Source organism: Microbacterium sp. M1A1_1b, from assembly GCF_053345565.1.
Genome location: NZ_JBKFAJ010000001.1, coordinates 484,743 through 500,397 on the forward strand (window position 1 = coordinate 484,743; position 15,655 = coordinate 500,397).

14 protein-coding genes are annotated in these 15,655 nt (G+C 70.8%); 4 read left to right on the forward strand and 10 right to left on the reverse strand.

The window, feature by feature from the left end:
• Window positions 1-27 precede the first annotated feature (27 nt).
• Complete coding sequence (locus tag ACLBWP_RS02360) at window positions 28-750, reverse strand: DUF3710 domain-containing protein (RefSeq protein ID WP_243563852.1); 723 nt, start codon at window positions 748-750, stop codon at window positions 28-30.
• Window positions 747-1,211, reverse strand: a complete 465-nt coding sequence (gene dut / locus ACLBWP_RS02365; protein ID WP_243563853.1) for a dUTP diphosphatase — start codon at window positions 1,209-1,211, stop codon at window positions 747-749. The genes ACLBWP_RS02360 and dut overlap by 4 nt, the downstream gene beginning before the upstream one ends.
• Before the next feature lie 65 nt (window positions 1,212-1,276).
• On the opposite strand from dut, the gene ACLBWP_RS02370 reads away from it, so the two are divergent.
• Window positions 1,277-1,708 (forward strand): DUF3093 domain-containing protein, encoded by a 432-nt coding sequence (locus ACLBWP_RS02370; RefSeq protein ID WP_447653880.1) that lies wholly within the window; start codon window positions 1,277-1,279, stop codon window positions 1,706-1,708.
• Window positions 1,709-1,824: 116 nt separating this feature from the next.
• Here the strand turns inward: ACLBWP_RS02370 and ACLBWP_RS02375 are convergent, their stop codons facing one another.
• The gene (locus ACLBWP_RS02375) at window positions 1,825-2,124 is read right to left on the reverse strand and encodes a DUF4193 domain-containing protein (RefSeq protein ID WP_031263038.1); all 300 of its coding nucleotides are present in this window, start codon (window positions 2,122-2,124) and stop codon (window positions 1,825-1,827) included.
• A gap of 250 nt (window positions 2,125-2,374) precedes the next feature.
• Between ACLBWP_RS02375 and sepH the strand changes: the two genes are divergently transcribed.
• Complete coding sequence (gene sepH / locus ACLBWP_RS02380) at window positions 2,375-3,391, forward strand: septation protein SepH (protein WP_447653881.1); 1,017 nt, start codon at window positions 2,375-2,377, stop codon at window positions 3,389-3,391.
• Between the two features lie 79 nt (window positions 3,392-3,470).
• On the opposite strand, the gene ACLBWP_RS02385 is transcribed toward sepH, so the two are convergent.
• Window positions 3,471-4,622 (reverse strand): alkaline phosphatase family protein, encoded by a 1,152-nt coding sequence (locus tag ACLBWP_RS02385; protein WP_447653882.1) that lies wholly within the window; start codon window positions 4,620-4,622, stop codon window positions 3,471-3,473.
• Between the two features lie 44 nt (window positions 4,623-4,666).
• Here ACLBWP_RS02385 and ACLBWP_RS02390 point away from each other — a divergent pair, with 44 nt between their 5' ends.
• Complete coding sequence (locus ACLBWP_RS02390; RefSeq protein ID WP_447653884.1) at window positions 4,667-7,153, forward strand: DNA gyrase/topoisomerase IV subunit A; 2,487 nt, start codon at window positions 4,667-4,669, stop codon at window positions 7,151-7,153.
• Window positions 7,154-7,567: 414 nt separating this feature from the next.
• On the opposite strand, the gene ACLBWP_RS02395 is transcribed toward ACLBWP_RS02390, so the two are convergent.
• Entirely contained in the window at window positions 7,568-9,694 is a 2,127-nt protein-coding gene (locus ACLBWP_RS02395) for a DNA gyrase/topoisomerase IV subunit B (protein ID WP_447653885.1), read from the reverse strand.
• Window positions 9,695-9,895: 201 nt separating this feature from the next.
• On the opposite strand from ACLBWP_RS02395, the gene ACLBWP_RS02400 reads away from it, so the two are divergent.
• Window positions 9,896-10,120, forward strand: a complete 225-nt coding sequence (locus ACLBWP_RS02400) for a DUF7455 domain-containing protein (RefSeq protein ID WP_071300931.1) — start codon at window positions 9,896-9,898, stop codon at window positions 10,118-10,120.
• A gap of 71 nt (window positions 10,121-10,191) precedes the next feature.
• On the opposite strand, the gene ACLBWP_RS02405 is transcribed toward ACLBWP_RS02400, so the two are convergent.
• From ACLBWP_RS02405 to ACLBWP_RS02425, 5 genes are all read right to left on the reverse strand, one after another.
• Window positions 10,192-10,641 (reverse strand): hypothetical protein, encoded by a 450-nt coding sequence (locus ACLBWP_RS02405; RefSeq protein ID WP_243563859.1) that lies wholly within the window; start codon window positions 10,639-10,641, stop codon window positions 10,192-10,194.
• 146 nt (window positions 10,642-10,787) lie between these two features.
• Complete coding sequence (locus ACLBWP_RS02410; RefSeq protein ID WP_447653886.1) at window positions 10,788-11,561, reverse strand: type 1 glutamine amidotransferase; 774 nt, start codon at window positions 11,559-11,561, stop codon at window positions 10,788-10,790.
• Window positions 11,558-12,817 (reverse strand): MurT ligase domain-containing protein, encoded by a 1,260-nt coding sequence (locus tag ACLBWP_RS02415; RefSeq protein ID WP_243563861.1) that lies wholly within the window; start codon window positions 12,815-12,817, stop codon window positions 11,558-11,560. Before ACLBWP_RS02415 ends, ACLBWP_RS02410 begins: the two co-directional genes overlap by 4 nt.
• 7 nt (window positions 12,818-12,824) lie before the next feature.
• Window positions 12,825-14,105, reverse strand: a complete 1,281-nt coding sequence (locus ACLBWP_RS02420) for an RNA polymerase sigma factor (RefSeq protein WP_243563862.1) — start codon at window positions 14,103-14,105, stop codon at window positions 12,825-12,827.
• 195 nt (window positions 14,106-14,300) lie between these two features.
• Window positions 14,301-15,626, reverse strand: a complete 1,326-nt coding sequence (locus ACLBWP_RS02425; protein ID WP_243563863.1) for an MFS transporter — start codon at window positions 15,624-15,626, stop codon at window positions 14,301-14,303.
• Window positions 15,627-15,655: the final 29 nt, after the last annotated feature.

Sequence of the window (15,655 nt, forward strand, 5' to 3'; positions counted from 1 at the left end):
CGTCGCCGACGAGTGGCGTCGAGCGGGTCAGATGGCCGACTGGGTCGACTTCGGCATGTGCAGGGGGATCAGGTCGCGCGGCGGCATCGGCGTGCCACCGCGGACCACCACGACGCTGCGGAACAGGTCCTCGATCTCGTCGGCGTCGTCGGGCTGCTCGGCGGCCTTGCCGGCGATGACACCGCGCAGGAACCAGCGCGGACCGTCGACACCGATGAAGCGCGCGGGACGTTCACCGGCCACACCGCCGTCGCCGTCGACCACCACGGGGACCGACGCACGGAGCTCGGGGCCGAACGGACCGTCGACCTCGGTCACGGAGCCGCCCTGGCGCTCGATCTGCTCGGCGATCTGCGCGCGGATCTCGTGCCACAGCCCTGTGGAGCGCGGTGCGGCGAAGGGCTGGACCTGCAGCGTCGACTCGTCGTAGTCGAGCCCGACCGCGACGACGCGCTGCGAGCCCTCTTCGACCTCGAGGCGCAGGTGCAGGCCCTCGCGCGGCAGGATCTTGACGCCACCCAGGTCGACGTACGGCCGGACCGGGTTGGCCTCGGTCTCGTCGAGCGGGCCGTTGTCCTCGCGGTCGTCGGGTGCGGACTTGCCGGTGGGCGTGACCGCGACCACCTCGTCGAGGTCCGCGTCGGCCTGGTCAGCGAGGTCGACCTCCGCCGAGGTCTCCCCCAGTTCGACGTCGGCAGTGGCCTGTCCGGCCACCTCGACCTCGTCGCGCTTGCGTCGCCCGATCCTCATGCTTGCGTTCCTTCCTGCTCGCTGGTGACACCGTAGCCCGACGACCCGAACCCGCCCTGGCCACGCACGCTGTCCGGCAGCGCGTCCACGCGGGTGAACACGGCCTGCGCCACCGGCATGACGATCATCTGCGCGATGCGGTCACCGACCCGCACCGTGTACGGGGTCGTGGCGTCGGTGTTGAGCAGCGCGACCTTGACCTCGCCGCGGTAGCCCGAGTCGACGGTGCCGGGGGCGTTCACGATCGTGATGCCGTGCTTGGCGGCCAGGCCGCTGCGCGGGACGACGAACGCCGCGTGCCCCTCGGGCAACGCGATCGACACGCCGGTCCCGACGAGTCGGCGCTCACCCGGAGCGAGTTCGAAGGACTCCGTCGACACCAGGTCGGCACCGGCGTCCCCGGGGTGGGCGTAGCCGGGAGGGTTCTCCCCGGTCCAGAGCACGTCGACTGGTTCGGTCACGTGTCGAGGGTAGTGCAGGGCGTGACCGTACCGTGACCTGGCACGAGTCGTGGTCGAATGGTGTCGTGACCCTGTACCGCGAACGCCTCTGGGCGCCGCCGAGCCTGTACCTGGCGACGGCGCTCGTCATCCCCGCGAGCCTGCTCGTGTTCCTGCCGATCAGCATCGTGACGGGGATCATCGTCGCCGTCCTGATGGAGGTCGCCGTCCTCGTGCTGCTCTGGGTGCTCGCACCGGTCGTCGAGGTGACCGACACCGAGTTCCGTGCTGGCCGGGCGCACCTGCCGCGGGGGCTCGTCGGCCAGGCCGCGGCGTTCACCGGCGCCGAGGCCACCACGCAGCGCGGGCCGAAGCTCGACGCCCGGGCGTGGACGCTGTTCCGCGGGTACGTGCGGAACGTCGTGCGCGTCGAGGTGCGCGACGACGCCGACCCCACGCCGTACTGGCTGGTGAGTGTGCGCGACCCCGACAAGGTCGTGCAGGCACTGCAGTCCTGAGGGACTGGAGGCGCGGGGCGGGCCCGACCCGCGCCTCCAGTCCGACAGTCCGACAGTCCGACAGCCGAACGGCCCGCCTCCCACGCGGGAAGACGGGCCGTTCGGCTGATGCGTGCCTAGAGCGCTGCGCACTCCGCGCAGACCGGGCCGAGCTTCGACTCGTGGTCGAGCTGTGAGCGGTGCTTCACCAGGAAGCACTCGACACAGGTGAACTCGTCGACCTGCGGAGGGAGCACGACGACGTCGAGGTCGACGTCGCTGAGGTCCTGTCCGGCGAGCTCGAAGCTGCCGGGGTTGTCGGAGTCGTCGTCGACGACCCCCGACATCTTGTCGGGCACGCGCTCCTTGAGGGCCTCGATCGACTCAGAATCAGAGTTGTCGTCGGTCTTCCGGGGGGCGTCGTAATCGGTGGCCATGCCCATCCATTTCTCGTATCGAGAGGTCGTCGCCGGAGATCGGCGGCGACAGTATGCAACACGCGCCACCCCGATGCAAACTGAACGGCGAGTGGCTCGTCTGGCCGTGCAACCGGGCGATGGTGCGGTCCATTCCCGCAGTCCGCAGAACGTCCACGGCACGCCCGTGCGCCTCCCCCGGATCGGCGCCGACGCGCTGCATACTTCCCGGGTACGACGCACGACCACGTGACGCTCGGAAGGCGGAACCATGCAAGACGTGAGAGTCATCGGAGTGGAGTCCGGGTCCCTCCTGCTCGCGACCGACGGCGGCAGCGAGTTCCGACTGCCCGTCACCTCGGCACTGCCGGGGCAGGTCCGGCAGGCGAACCCCGACGGCACACCGCACAAGCGTGTGTCCCCGAAGGACGTCCAGGCACGGATCCGTGGCGGCGCCGACGCGGTCGATGTCGCAGCAGCGCTCGACGTCGACGTCGAGTACGTCCGTCGCTTCGAGGGTCCCGTGCTCGCCGAGCGCGCGTTCATCCTCGACGCAGCCCGCCGCGTGCCCGTGACGCCGACCGACGACGGTGCGCCCGACGTCTTCGGCGAGGCCATCAGCGCCCGCCTCGAAGCCGGTTCCGCCACGACCGTGTCGTGGTCGAGCTGGAAGCACGTCGAGAACGGCTGGACCGTGCAGGTCCGCTACACGGCGACCGAGGTCGAGCACGACGCGCAGTGGCACTTCGACCCGAAGACCTCGACGCTCACGCCCGAGAACGGCGACGCGCACCGGCTGTCCCACACCGAGGACGACGGGATCGCGCCGCGACTGCGGGCCGTCGAGTCGACCGAGCAGGACACCGACGGCACCCGCTTCGACTCCGGCGCCTTCCGGGTCGACGAGCCCGACGAGTCCGTCACGAACCCCGACGTCGCCGAGCGTGCACCGCTCCGCGCGCCGCTCCCCCGCATCGGCAGCGCCCAGATCGAGGAACGCGCGCCGGGCAACGAGACCGCCGACCTGCTCGAGGCGCTCCGCCGCCGCCGCGGGGAGCGCGAGTCCGTCGCCTTCGCCGAGCAGCCCCACGACGAGTCGCGCGGCTCGGTGAGCGTCGTCGACATCCCGCTGCAGGGCTTCGAGGACACCAACGACACGAGCCCCCAGCCGGACGCCCGTCCGTCGTCGGCCCCCGAGCCCGAGAACCGCAAGAAGCGCAGCCGCCGCTCGATGCCGAGCTGGGACGAGATCGTCTTCGGCACGCGGCCGGACGACGACCTGGCGTAGTCCGCCACACCGCCTGGAGGCCCGGATCGCCCCGGTCGCGCGTCGCGCGTGACCGGGGCGGTGCCGTCCCACCCCGTGGTCAGTTCGCGAAGGCGCCCGCCAGTCGCAGCGGCACACCGACCTCGTCGTCCGTCAGCGCCCCGTGCTGGCCGATCATCCGCTTGGGGTCCTTGCGCGGGTCGAGCTGCCGGTCGTCGTTGAACGCCCACGACCCCCGCGCCACGATCAGCACGTCGCCGATGCGGGGCAGGACGTCGTCCGCCACGGCGCCGAACCAGCCCGCCGCGACCGCTTCGGCACGGCTGGCGACGTACCCGCGCTTGCCGATCGACGCACGCCAGGCCTCGACCAGCGCGGGCACGTCGGTGCCGGGCGCCACGGTGAGCTGCCGGCAGCGTGGGTCACCGGCGACCCCGACGACGTCGACCAGCAGGTCCGGGTCCATCGCGACGTTGGCCTCGTCCGGCACGTCGAGCACGCCGTGGTCCGCGGTGACGAGCACCCCGACGTCGGCCGCGACCCGAGCGTCCAGCCGCGCGAGCTCGCCGTCGAGCAGCTCGAGCGCGGCGGTCCACCGGTCCGACTGCCACCCGTGCTTGTGCCCGATCGAGTCGAGTTCCGGCACGTAGAGGTACACCAGGCTGCGGCCACCGGCGCTTTCGGCGATCGCGGCGTCGACCCGCTGCGGGATCGAGTCGGCCGGCACGTAGCGAGCACCGCCGAGGACGTTCGCGGTCATCCCCGAGGAGCGGTACCGCGCCGGCCCGACCACGACCGGGTCCAGGCCGAGCTCAGCGGCCGCGGTGAACAGCGTCGGCGCGAGCAGCCAGCCCGCGGGGACCTCGTCGTCCCACCCGCTCAGCAGGTTCATCACCGCGCCGGTGTCCGGGTTCCAGCCGCTGTACCCGACGACGCCGTGGGTGCCGGGCGACCGGCCGGTCGTCAGCGTCGACAGGGCCGCCGCGGTCGTCGTGGGGAAGCCGCTGCGCATCCGCTTCTTCGTCGCCGCCAGGAACCGGGCGTGCCCGGAGCGCGCGCTCAGCGCGTTGGCCCCCAGGCCGTCGACCAGCACGACGATCGCGGAACGGGCGGGGCGGAGGGCGATCCGGGCCTCCAGGCCGTTGCTGCGCACCCATGCGTCGTCCGCGGCGCCGAGCGCGACGAGGCAACTCGGGAGGACGTCGGCGAGGTTCGCGGTGTCGTCGGGTGTCGTCGGTACGCTGGTTGCCATCCCCATGAGTCTCCCAGATCACACTGGGGTTGCAGGAAGGTGCCATGGCACGCACGGACGCAGTCGGCCTGCCCGACGGTGAGCGCATCGAGGACGTCGACGTCTCCGAGGAGATGCAGGGCTCGTTCCTCGAGTACGCGTACTCCGTCATCTACTCGCGCGCGCTCCCCGACGCCCGCGACGGCCTGAAGCCCGTGCAGCGCCGCATCCTGTACCAGATGGCCGAGATGGGGCTGCGTCCCGACCGCGGCCACGTCAAGAGCGCGCGCGTCACCGGCGAGGTGATGGGCAAGCTGCACCCGCACGGCGACGGTGCCATCTACGACGCCCTGGTGCGCATGGCCCAGCCGTTCACCATGCGCGTGCCGCTGGTCGACGGCCACGGCAACTTCGGCTCGCTCGACGACGGACCCGCCGCTGCCCGGTACACCGAGGCCCGCCTGGCCGAACCGTCGATGGCGATGACCGAGGGCCTGGGCGAGGACGTCGTCGACTTCGTCCCGAACTACGACAACCAGATCATGCAGCCCGGCGTGCTGCCCGCCGCGTTCCCGAACCTGCTGGTCAACGGCGCGTCGGGCATCGCGGTCGGCATGGCGACGAACATGGCGCCGCACAACCTGGGCGAGGTGGTCGAGGCCGCCAAGCACCTGCTGCTCAACCCGCAGGCCACGCTCGAAGAGCTCATGGAGTACGTGCCCGGCCCCGACCTGCCCTCGGGCGGCACCATCGTCGGGCTGTCCGGCGTGCGCGACGCCTACGCCACCGGGCGCGGCACGTTCCGCACCCGGGCGAAGGTCGCGGTCGAAGCCCTGACGCCGCGCAAGACCGGTCTGGTCGTCACCGAGCTGCCGTACCTGGTCGGTCCCGAGCGCGTGATCGAGAAGATCAAGGACGGGGTGCAGGCCAAGAAGCTCGTCGGCATCTCCGACGTCAACGACCTGACCGACCGGCGGCACGGGCTGCGGCTCGTGATCGGCATCAAGTCGGGGTTCAACCCCACCGCGGTCCTCGAGCAGCTGTACAAGCACACGCCGCTCGAGGAGGGCTTCGGCATCAACAACGTCGCCCTGGTCGGCGGATCCCCCCGCACCCTCGGGCTGCGCGAGCTGCTCGACGTGTACGTGCAGCACCGCATCCAGGTGGTCACCCGCCGCTCGCAGTACCGACTGGCCCGCCGTCGTGAAAGGCTGCACCTGGTCGAGGGGCTGCTCGTCGCGATCCTGGACATCGACGAGGTCATCGAGGTCATCCGGTCGTCGGACGACTCCGAGGCCGCGCGCTCGCGCCTGCAGGACGTCTTCGACCTGTCCGAGGTGCAGGCCGAGTACATCCTCGAACTCCGTCTGCGTCGGCTGACCAAGTTCTCGCGGCTCGAGCTCGAGGGCGAGCGTGACCAGCTGCTCGCCGAGATCGCCGCACTCGAGGAACTGCTGGCGTCCGACGACCGGCTCCGCGCCCAGGTCGCGCTCGAACTGACCGAGGTGTCCGACAAGTTCGCGACCCCGCGGCGCACCCTGCTGACCGAGGCCGACGCCCCCGTGCGCGGCGGCAAGAAAGCTGTCGTCGACCCCGAGGACCTGCAGGTCGCCGACGCCCCGTGCCGCGTGCTCCTGTCGACCACGGGGCGCATCATCCGTGTCGACGTCGCTCCGTCCGAGCTCGACGTCGTGCGGGTCCCCAAGCGCTCGAAGCACGACGCCGTGCTGTCCTCGGTGCTGTCCACGGTCCGCGGGCAGGTCGGTGCGCTGACGGCCACCGGGCGCATCGTGCGGTTCACCCCCGTCGACGTGCCGGCGGTCCCGCCCGCGGCCGTCCGGCTCGATGCCGGCGTCCGCGTCAACGACTACCTCGGCATCCCCCGGACCGAGGCGGTGGTCGCGATCGTCGACCTGTCCGTCGCGGCCGAGCACTCGCTCGCGATCGGCACCCGGCAGGGCGTCGTCAAGCGCGTCGTCCCCGGGGCCTGGCCCGACAAGCCCGACTTCCCCGCCATCGGCCTGAAGCCCGGCGACCAGGTGGTCGGCGCCACGCAGTCCCCCGAGACCGACGACCTGGTGTTCATCACCGCGAACGCCCAGCTGCTGCGCTTCGGTGCCGCGGCCGTCCGACCACAGGGTCTCCCCGCCGGTGGCGTCGCCGGCGTCGCACTGGCGTCCGGTGCCGCGGTGATCTGGTTCGGCGCGGTGACCCCGTCCGAGGACGCCGTCGTCGCCACGGTCTCCACGTCGTCGGCCGCGCTGCCCGGCACCGAGACCGGGCGCGCCAAGGTGTCCGCGCTCTCCGAGTTCCCCGCGAAGGGTCGCGCCACCCAGGGCGTCCGCGCGCACGCCTTCCTGAAGGGCGAGGACGGCCTGACCGTGGGCTGGGCCGGCATCGCGCCGCCGCACGCGGTCGGTGCCGACGGCGCTGCGCGCACCCTGCCGGACTGGATGTCGAAGCGCGACGGGTCGGGCAGCCCGCTCGACGCCGAGGTCACGTCGATCGGCGGCAGCGCCGCGGCGCTCGACGGCACGCGCGGCGAGGCGTAGCGCACGCGCGGCGCCGTCGCGCTCGTCGCGCGGCGCGCGGCGCGACGCCGAGTCTCGGCTGGGCGGACAGAACTCGCGCCGCACGGGCCGCAGAGTGTCCGCGGGGCCGAGTCTCGGCTCGCATCCGCGACCACCCGCCGGACGGGAGGCGCGGGGTGGGCCCGCACCGCGCCTCCTGTCCGCCCCGGCGACCGGTCAGGACACCCCGCTCGCGTCCGCCGAGTGGTCGCGTCCTGTCGGCCGGACGCCCGCACAGCGACGATCTCCGACCAGTCGGCGGGACGCGCACGGGGTGTTGTGACCACCGGAGGGGCACCGCGGCGCAAGCACACGCGCCAGCAGGCGCGCCGGCGCCCGCGCCGTCGTCAGCACCAGCGCCCGCGCAGGCGTCAGCACCAGCGCCCGCGCCCTCGCTCAGACGTCGATGCGGTCGCGGTCCAGGCCCTCGCCGGCCAGGATGAACTCCTTGCGCGGGGCCACGTCGTTGCCCATGAGCAGCTCGAAGACCTTCGCCGCGCCCTCGGCATCGCTGACGTTCACCCGGCGCAACGTGCGGTGCGAACGGTCCATCGTGGTCTCGGCCAGCTGGTCGGCGTCCATCTCGCCCAGGCCCTTGTAGCGCTGGATCGGCTCCTGGTACTTCTTGCCCGACTTGGCGAGCTTCTTCAGCAGCGTCTGCAGCTCTTGCTCGGAGTAGGTGTACACGGTGTCGTTCGGCTTGCCGCGGTTGATGATGACCACGCGGTGCAGCGGCGGGACCGCGGCGAACACCCGCCCCCGCTCGATCATCGGCCGCATGTACCGGAAGAACAGCGTCAGCAGCAGCGTGCGGATGTGGGCACCGTCGACGTCAGCGTCGGACATGATGATGACCTTGCCGTAGCGGGCCTGGTCGAGTTCGAACGTGCGGCCGGAGCCGGCGCCGATGACCTGGATGATCGAGGCGCACTCCGCGTTGCCGAGCATGTCCGACACCGACGCCTTCTGCACGTTGAGGATCTTGCCGCGGATCGGCAGCAGCGCCTGGTACTCGCTGTTGCGGGCGAGCTTGGCGGTGCCGAGCGCCGAGTCGCCCTCGACGATGAAGAGCTCGGTGCCCTCGACGTCGTTCGAGCGGCAGTCGGCGAGCTTCGTCGGCAACGAGGAGTTCTCGAGCGCGTTCTTGCGGCGCTGGGTCTCCTTGTGGGCGCGGGCCGAGATGCGCGACTTCATCTCCGAGACGACCTTCTCGAGCAGTGCCGCCGACTGGGCCTTCTCGGTCCGCTGCGTGGACGTCAGGATCTCGGTGAGGCGCTTGGACACGACCTGGTCGACGATCTTGCGGACCGCGGGGGTGCCCAGGATCTCCTTCGTCTGGCCCTCGAACTGCGGCTCGGGCAGGCGCACGGTCAGCACGGCGGTCATGCCCGCCAGCACGTCGTCCTTGTCGAGTTTGTCCTGGCCGACCTTGAGCTTGCGCGCGTTCGCCTCGACCTGGGTGCGCACGGCCTTCATCACGCCGCTCTCGAAGCCGGCCTGGTGCGTGCCGCCCTTCGGCGTCGCGATGATGTTCACGAAGCTGCGGAACACCGTCTCGTAGCCGCCGCCCCACCGCAGCGCCAGGTCGACCTCGCACGAGCGCTCGACGTCCGTGGAGACCATGTGGCCCTTGTCGTCGAGCATCGGGACGGTCTCGGTGAAGGTGCCGGTGCCCTGGACCCGCCAGACGTCGGTGAGGGCGGTGTCCGGCGCCAGGTGCTCGACGAACTCGCCGATGCCACCTTCGTACCGGAAGCGCTCGACGACCGGACCCGGAGTCACCTGGGTGCCGGTGGCCTCGGCACGTGCGGCCGCCGCTTCGATGGCGGCGGGACGCTCGTCCGTGATGGTCAGGCCGAGCCCGGGCACCAGGAACGCGGTCTGCCGCGCGCGGTTCACCAGGTCGGCCATGCTGAAGGCCGCGTCCTTCGTGAAGATCTGCCGGTCCGCCCAGTACCGGATCCGTGAACCCGTGACGCCCCGCTTGACCTTGCCGACCACGCGGAGCTCGCTGCCCGAGGTGAACGGGGCGAACGGCGCGTCGGGGCCGATCCCCTTCGCGTCGTCGAAGACCCCCGGCTCGCCGCGGTGGAACGACATCGCGTAGGTCTTGCCGCCGCGGTCGACCTCGACGTCGAGCCGCTCGGACAGCGCGTTCACCACCGAGGCACCGACGCCGTGCAGCCCGCCCGAGGCCGCGTAGGACCCGGAGCCGAACTTGCCGCCGGCGTGCAGCTTCGTGAAGACGACCTCGACGCCGGTCAGTCCGGTCTTCGGCTCGACGTCGACCGGGATGCCACGTGCCGTGTCCGTCACCTGCACGGAGCCGTCCGGGTACAGCCGCACCGTGATCTCGTCGCCGTGGCCGTCGAGGGCTTCGTCGACCGAGTTGTCGATGATCTCCCACAGGCAGTGCATCAGGCCGCGCGAGTCCGTCGAGCCGATGTACATGCCCGGGCGCTTCCGAACAGCCTCGAGTCCTTCGAGGACGGAGAGATGGCGCGCGGAGTAGTCGGAGCTCACCTGCCGAGCCTACCGAGCACCACGGACGAACCCGTGGTGCCACTCGCGTGACACCCGCTCTGGGGACGATCGATCCGCGCTCAGCGAAATGGCCCGCCACAATGCGCCGCATTCAGGCAGCACGTGTTGAAATGGTCGAACCAACCCGCAGCAGTGCGAGTTGCCCGACACGCACCCCTGCGATCCGTGAGGAGCACAGCAATGACCCAGACCGTGCAGGACCTCTCCATCGACGAACTCGGCAACCACCAGCTCACCGCTGCCGACCGTTGCGACAGCTGCGGAGCGCAGGCGTACATCCGCGCCACCATGGCCAGCGGCGAACTGTTCTTCTGCGCCCACCACGGCGCCGAGTTCAAGGACAAGCTCGCGGCGACCGCCATCGAGTGGCACGACGAGAGCAGCCGACTCCACGAGTCGAAGTAGTCGCAACCGACTGCACACAGACAGGAGGCGCGGTGCCAGCTGGCACCGCGCCTCCTGTCTGTGTCGGACGGTCAGAACGCCCGGTTCAGCGCCCAGGCCGCGCCGCGGTAGCTGTTCGGACCCCACACTCCGTCGATGGGACCGCTGTACTGGCCGTGCGCGGCCGCCCATCGCTGCAGCGCAGCGATGACTTCCGGGCTCTCGAATCCGTAGGCAACCGATGACTGGTAGTAGCCACCGGTCGCCAGCTGGCGGGCGACGCCTGTCCACGAGTTCGGCCCCATCACGCCGTCGATCGGCCCCGTGTAGCCCGCCATGCTGCCGAGACACTGCAGGCGCTTGGTGAAGATCGGGCCGGGGACGCCGTCGTGCTCGGTCGTGGTCGTCGGTACCGAGCTGCAGGCCGCACTGATCCGCGTCGTGGCGGCATCGGCGGGCGTCGTCTGGACGACAGATCCGGCAGTGGCCAGGGACACGACGAGCGCACCGACCAGGGCGAGGACGTGCTTGTTGTGATGCATGGAAACCTCCTTGGTGGGCTTCCAACATGTCACATCTTGCTTGTCACCGGACAGGTTGCCAGATGTTGCCACCGGCCACCGGCCACCGGCCACCGACACGGCGATGGCCGGGACCTGATCGCACTCGGCCATCGTCTCCGCGGGGGTCAGGCGATGCGCTTGAACGCCTTGTCGACGTAGCGGTCCACGGTGGCGCGCGCTTCGTGGGCGTAGCGGTCGATGTCGGCGGTGCGCGCGGGGTCCGGCTCGTAGGCGCGGCCGAGCCGTGCGGTCGCCGCAGCGAGGACGGCGTCCGTCAGGGCCGGGTTCAGCGGCAGCAGCGGACCCTGCGCGTGCGTGCCGAACGAGGTCCCCGTGATCGCGCCCTCGACCGGCTGCCCGGCCTGGTTGCCACCACCCGACACGACGTCGGCGAACGGGTTGACGGCGTCGCCGAGCTCGATCTTCGTCGCGTGGTCCTCGAACGCTGCGAGACGATTCGACGCGCCCGGCAGCAGCGGGTACCGGGTCTCGAGCACGAAGTAGTTCACGCGACGCTCGGCACCACGCACTGCCCGGGCATCGAACACGCCGAAGCCGTCGACCGGAGCGCCGTCCGTCGGCACGACCTGCTTCGTCGCCAGGTCGAACCCGCCGCCGACCGCCACGACGGGCACGCCCGCGGCGGCGAACTCGCGCAGCGGAGCGCCGACACGTGCGACGTCGGCGCCCAGGGAACGCATCGCGCTGAGCGGCCCGTTGCCGATCACGACGACATCGGCGGCCGTCGGCAGCGGGTCGCCCGGGGCGTACTCGACGACCTCGGTCGGCACGTCGGCGGCCGCCGCGCGACGGGTCAGGGCCACGACGTTGCCGCGGTCACCCGACACCCCCATCTGGCGCGGGTAGACGTGCAGGATGGTCAGGCGATCGGCCGTCATGCGGTCTTCTCCAGGTCCGGGTGGCCGAGGGCCTTCCGGGCGATCATCATGATCTCGTAGTTGACGATGAAGTTCTTGGTGCCGGAGGTCGTCGACCCGAGCTGCTGCATGTGCGTGATCGCGGCCTCGACGTCGGGTTCGACGCGCCCGATGCGGACACCGGCGTGGTCGAGAGCGATCGCGATCTGCCACGCCTTGTCCCCGGACACGACATCGACGTGGTCGAGCTTGGAGAAGTCGATGTCGTAGATCCACGAGATGTCCGGCGTGCCCTCGTCGATCGCCATGAGCACCTGCTCGGGGTGCTCGGGCAGGGCATCGAGGTTGAGCTGCAGGCTGGCGGCGTTCTTGAACATCGTGAACTCGGCCGCCTCACCGGCGATCGGCAGACGTTCGCCGCGACCGTAGGCCGGCTTCATGGTGGCGAAGGCCGTCGTGACGGCGGACGCGCGGAACTGCGAGCCGAGTGCGGCGCTGGCCGTGGCGGTGGCCGCCGCGGCGTCGACCGCGTAGTGCAGGCCGCGTGCCGGCAGGCGCACCGGGATCGTCGCGCCGTCGAACACGATGGTGGCCGCGTCGCCGGTGTGCTCGGTGACCTCGGCGTCGATCGCCGTCGACGTGGCGTCGGCGCGGTCGAAGTCGTCGGCGTTCTGCAGGCCGTTCGGGCTGGCAGCGACCACCTCGGCACTCGCGCCGAAGCGGAGCACGCGCTGCCCGGCGACCCCGGCGTAGGCGTCGAGGAACTGGTCGTCGTGGTTCGTGACGACGTTCGCCGACGACAGTGCCGCGGTGTCGAGCATCATCGTCGCGACGCGCTCGGTCTCGAAGAACCGGTAGAGCTGGTCGACCTGCACGTTGAGCATCGTGACCGTCGAGGGCGACAGGATGCCGGCGAGCTCGACCGCGAAGGCCTCGTCGACCTCGAGGATGCCGATGTCCGCCTTGAGCTTGCCGGTCAGCGACACCTCGGACAGCAGCGCCGAGGCGATGCCCTGCGGCAGGTTCGCACCCGACGGGTTCGTGAACACCCGGAGGCCGTGCGCACGCATGACGTCCGAGATCATGTGCGTCGTCGTCGACTTGCCGTTCGAGCCGAGGACGAACACCACGCCGTTCGGGAACTGCCGGGTGACACGCTGCAGGAAGTCCGGCACGAGCTTCAGCACGATGAAGCCCGGGTACGCGGACCCTCCGCCCCGGGCGCGAGCGAGGGCGCGGAGGATCCGCCCGATCAGGATCGGGATGAAGAAACGCACGTGCGGCCTACTCGAGGTAGTCGCGCAGGGACTGCGACCGCGACGGGTGGCGGAGCTTCGCCATCGTCTTGGACTCGATCTGACGGATGCGCTCACGCGTCACGCCGAACGTGTCACCGATCTGGTCCAGCGTCTTCGGCTGACCGTCACCCAGGCCGAAGCGCATCCGGATGACGCCGGCCTCGCGCTCGGACAGGGAGTCGAGCAGGCTCTCGAGCTGCTTCTGCAGCATCGTGAAGCCCACCGCGTCGGCCGGCACCACGGCTTCGGTGTCCTCGATCAGGTCACCGAACTCGGAGTCGCCGTCCTCGCCCAGGGGCGTGTGCAGCGAGATGGGCTCACGGCCGTACTTCTGGACCTCGACGACCTTCTCCGGGGTCATGTCGAGCTCGCGGGCGAGCTCTTCCGGGGTGGGCTCGCGGCCCAGGTCCTGCAGCATCTGCCGCTGGACACGGGCGAGCTTGTTGATGACCTCGACCATGTGCACCGGGATGCGGATGGTGCGGGCCTGGTCGGCCATGGCGCGGGTGATGGCCTGACGGATCCACCACGTGGCGTAGGTCGAGAACTTGAAGCCCTTGGTGTAGTCGAACTTCTCGACGGCGCGGATCAGGCCCAGGTTGCCCTCTTGGATCAGGTCGAGGAACTGCATGCCGCGGCCCGTGTAGCGCTTGGCGAGCGACACGACCAGACGCAGGTTCGCGCCGAGCAGGTGCGACTTGGCACGCTGACCGTCACGCGCGACCCAGCGCAGCTCGCGCTCTTCGGGCTTGGAGAGCCCCGTGGAGTGCTGCAGCTTGTCCTCGGCGAACAGGCCGGCCTCGATGCGCATCGCGAGCTCGACCTCTTGCTCGGCGTTGAGCAGGGCGACCTTGCCGATCTGCTTCAGGTAGTCCTTGACCGGGTCGGCGGTCGCACCGGTGATGGTGGTCGAGTAGACCGGCGCCTCGTCGTCGTCGGACTGCGAGATGACGAGCGCGCCGGCGGCGACCGCGTTGGCGGCCTCGACCGCAGCGGTGCGCGGCTTGTCCTCGGTGTCGTCGTCGGCGTCGTCGGTCGCGTCGGCGTCGACGGGCTCGACCGGCTCTTCCTCGGTGTCGTCGTCCGATGCCTTCTTGGCTGCCGGCTTCTTGGCGGCGGGCTTCTTCGGTGCCGCCTTCTTGGCGGGGGCCTTCTTCACCGCGGCCTTCTTCGGCGCGGCGGTGCCCTCGGTGTCCGTGGCGTCCGCCTCGGTCACCTGGTCGGTGGTGTCCTTCGTGGGATCGATCGTCGTGCTCCGGGCAGCCATGCGATCACCTCTCTCGTCATGCCACGTTGACGGGTTCGTGGCCTTCCCTCGCTGCCCAGGGCCTGCGCCGCAGTCTCCCCCGCGTCACTGGTCCTATCCATCCGGGCAGCACTAGGACCCATGTCAAGTCCCCCGGCGAAACCGGCGCTCTGGAAGGAGCACCACTGACGGGGAACCCGATGGGTCCGTGCTTCATTATTGCACGCTCTGCTTCCGCAGGCGTGCAACGAGTGCAACCCAGAGCGGCGCCACGCGTATTCCGTCCTGCGCGTGCATGAGGGCGCGGGTGCGCCGGCGCGCGTGCAGCAGCATCGCCACGCCGAAGCCGACGACCACGTACTGCACGGTCAGGGCGATCCGGAAGTTCGCCCAGGCGAAGACGGTCTGCCCCGTGGCGTGCGACACCGCGTCGAGCAGGGTGCCGATGCAGAACATCATCACGAACGCGGCCAGGAACCCCCCGACGTTGACGACGCCGTTCGCCGACCCCAGGGAGCCCATCGGGTTGAACGACCGCGCGAAGTCGAAGCCGATCAGCGACCCCGGCCCGCCGATGCCCATCGCGACGACGAGCAACAGCAGCAGCCAGGTCGGTGGGTGGCCCGGCCAGAGCAACACCGCGGTCCAGACGGCGCCGAGCAACACCACCACGCCGAGCACCAGGTTGGACCGGCGGAGGGGGAACCGTGCGCACAGGATGCCGAGCAGCGGGCCGGCGATGAACCCGACGACGACGATCACGGTCAGGAACCCGGCGGCCTCGGTCGAGGAGTACCCGAGCCCGCGCAGCATCGGCACGCCCCAGAGCAGGCTGAAGACCGTGCCCGAGGACTGCGTGACGTAGTGCGACCAGAAGCCGAGCTGGGTCCCCGGGCGACGGAGCGCGTGCCCGAACGTGTGGAACGCCCCGGACCAGGTGTGCGGGAGCGGCAGCGGGATCGTGTCGGTGCGGACGGGCACCGGGCCGTTCCGGACGAACACGAACGCCAGCACGAGTCCGACCGCACTGGCCGCGGCCGCGACGCCGAACGCCGCGGTCCAGCCCGCGGTGTGCAGCAGCACCGCGAACGGGAACGCCGATGCCACCTGTCCGAGCTGGCCGAGGTTGCCCGTCCACTGCGAGATCTGCGGCAGGATCCGCCCGCTGAACCACATCGGCAGCAGGCGGATCACCGAGATGAAGGTCATCGCGTCGCCGGCGCCGACCAGGACCCGCCCGGCGATGGCCGGTCCGATCGTCGGCGACACCGCCACCACGACCTGCCCGACCGTCAGCAGCAGGGCACCCAACAGCACCAGCCGCCGTGGACCGATGCGGTCGAGTGCGATGCCGACCGGGATCTGCAGACCCGCGTAGACGGCGATCTGCACGACCGCCAACGTGGACAGCACGGCCGCCGACACCGCGAAGCGGTCCTGCGCGTCGACGCCGGACACACCGAGCGACGAGCGCTGCACGACCGCCAGCACGTAGGCCAGCACCGCGACGCCCCAGACCAGGAAGGCACGGCGGGAGTTCACCCGACAAGGCTAGCGGCGCGGCACCGCCG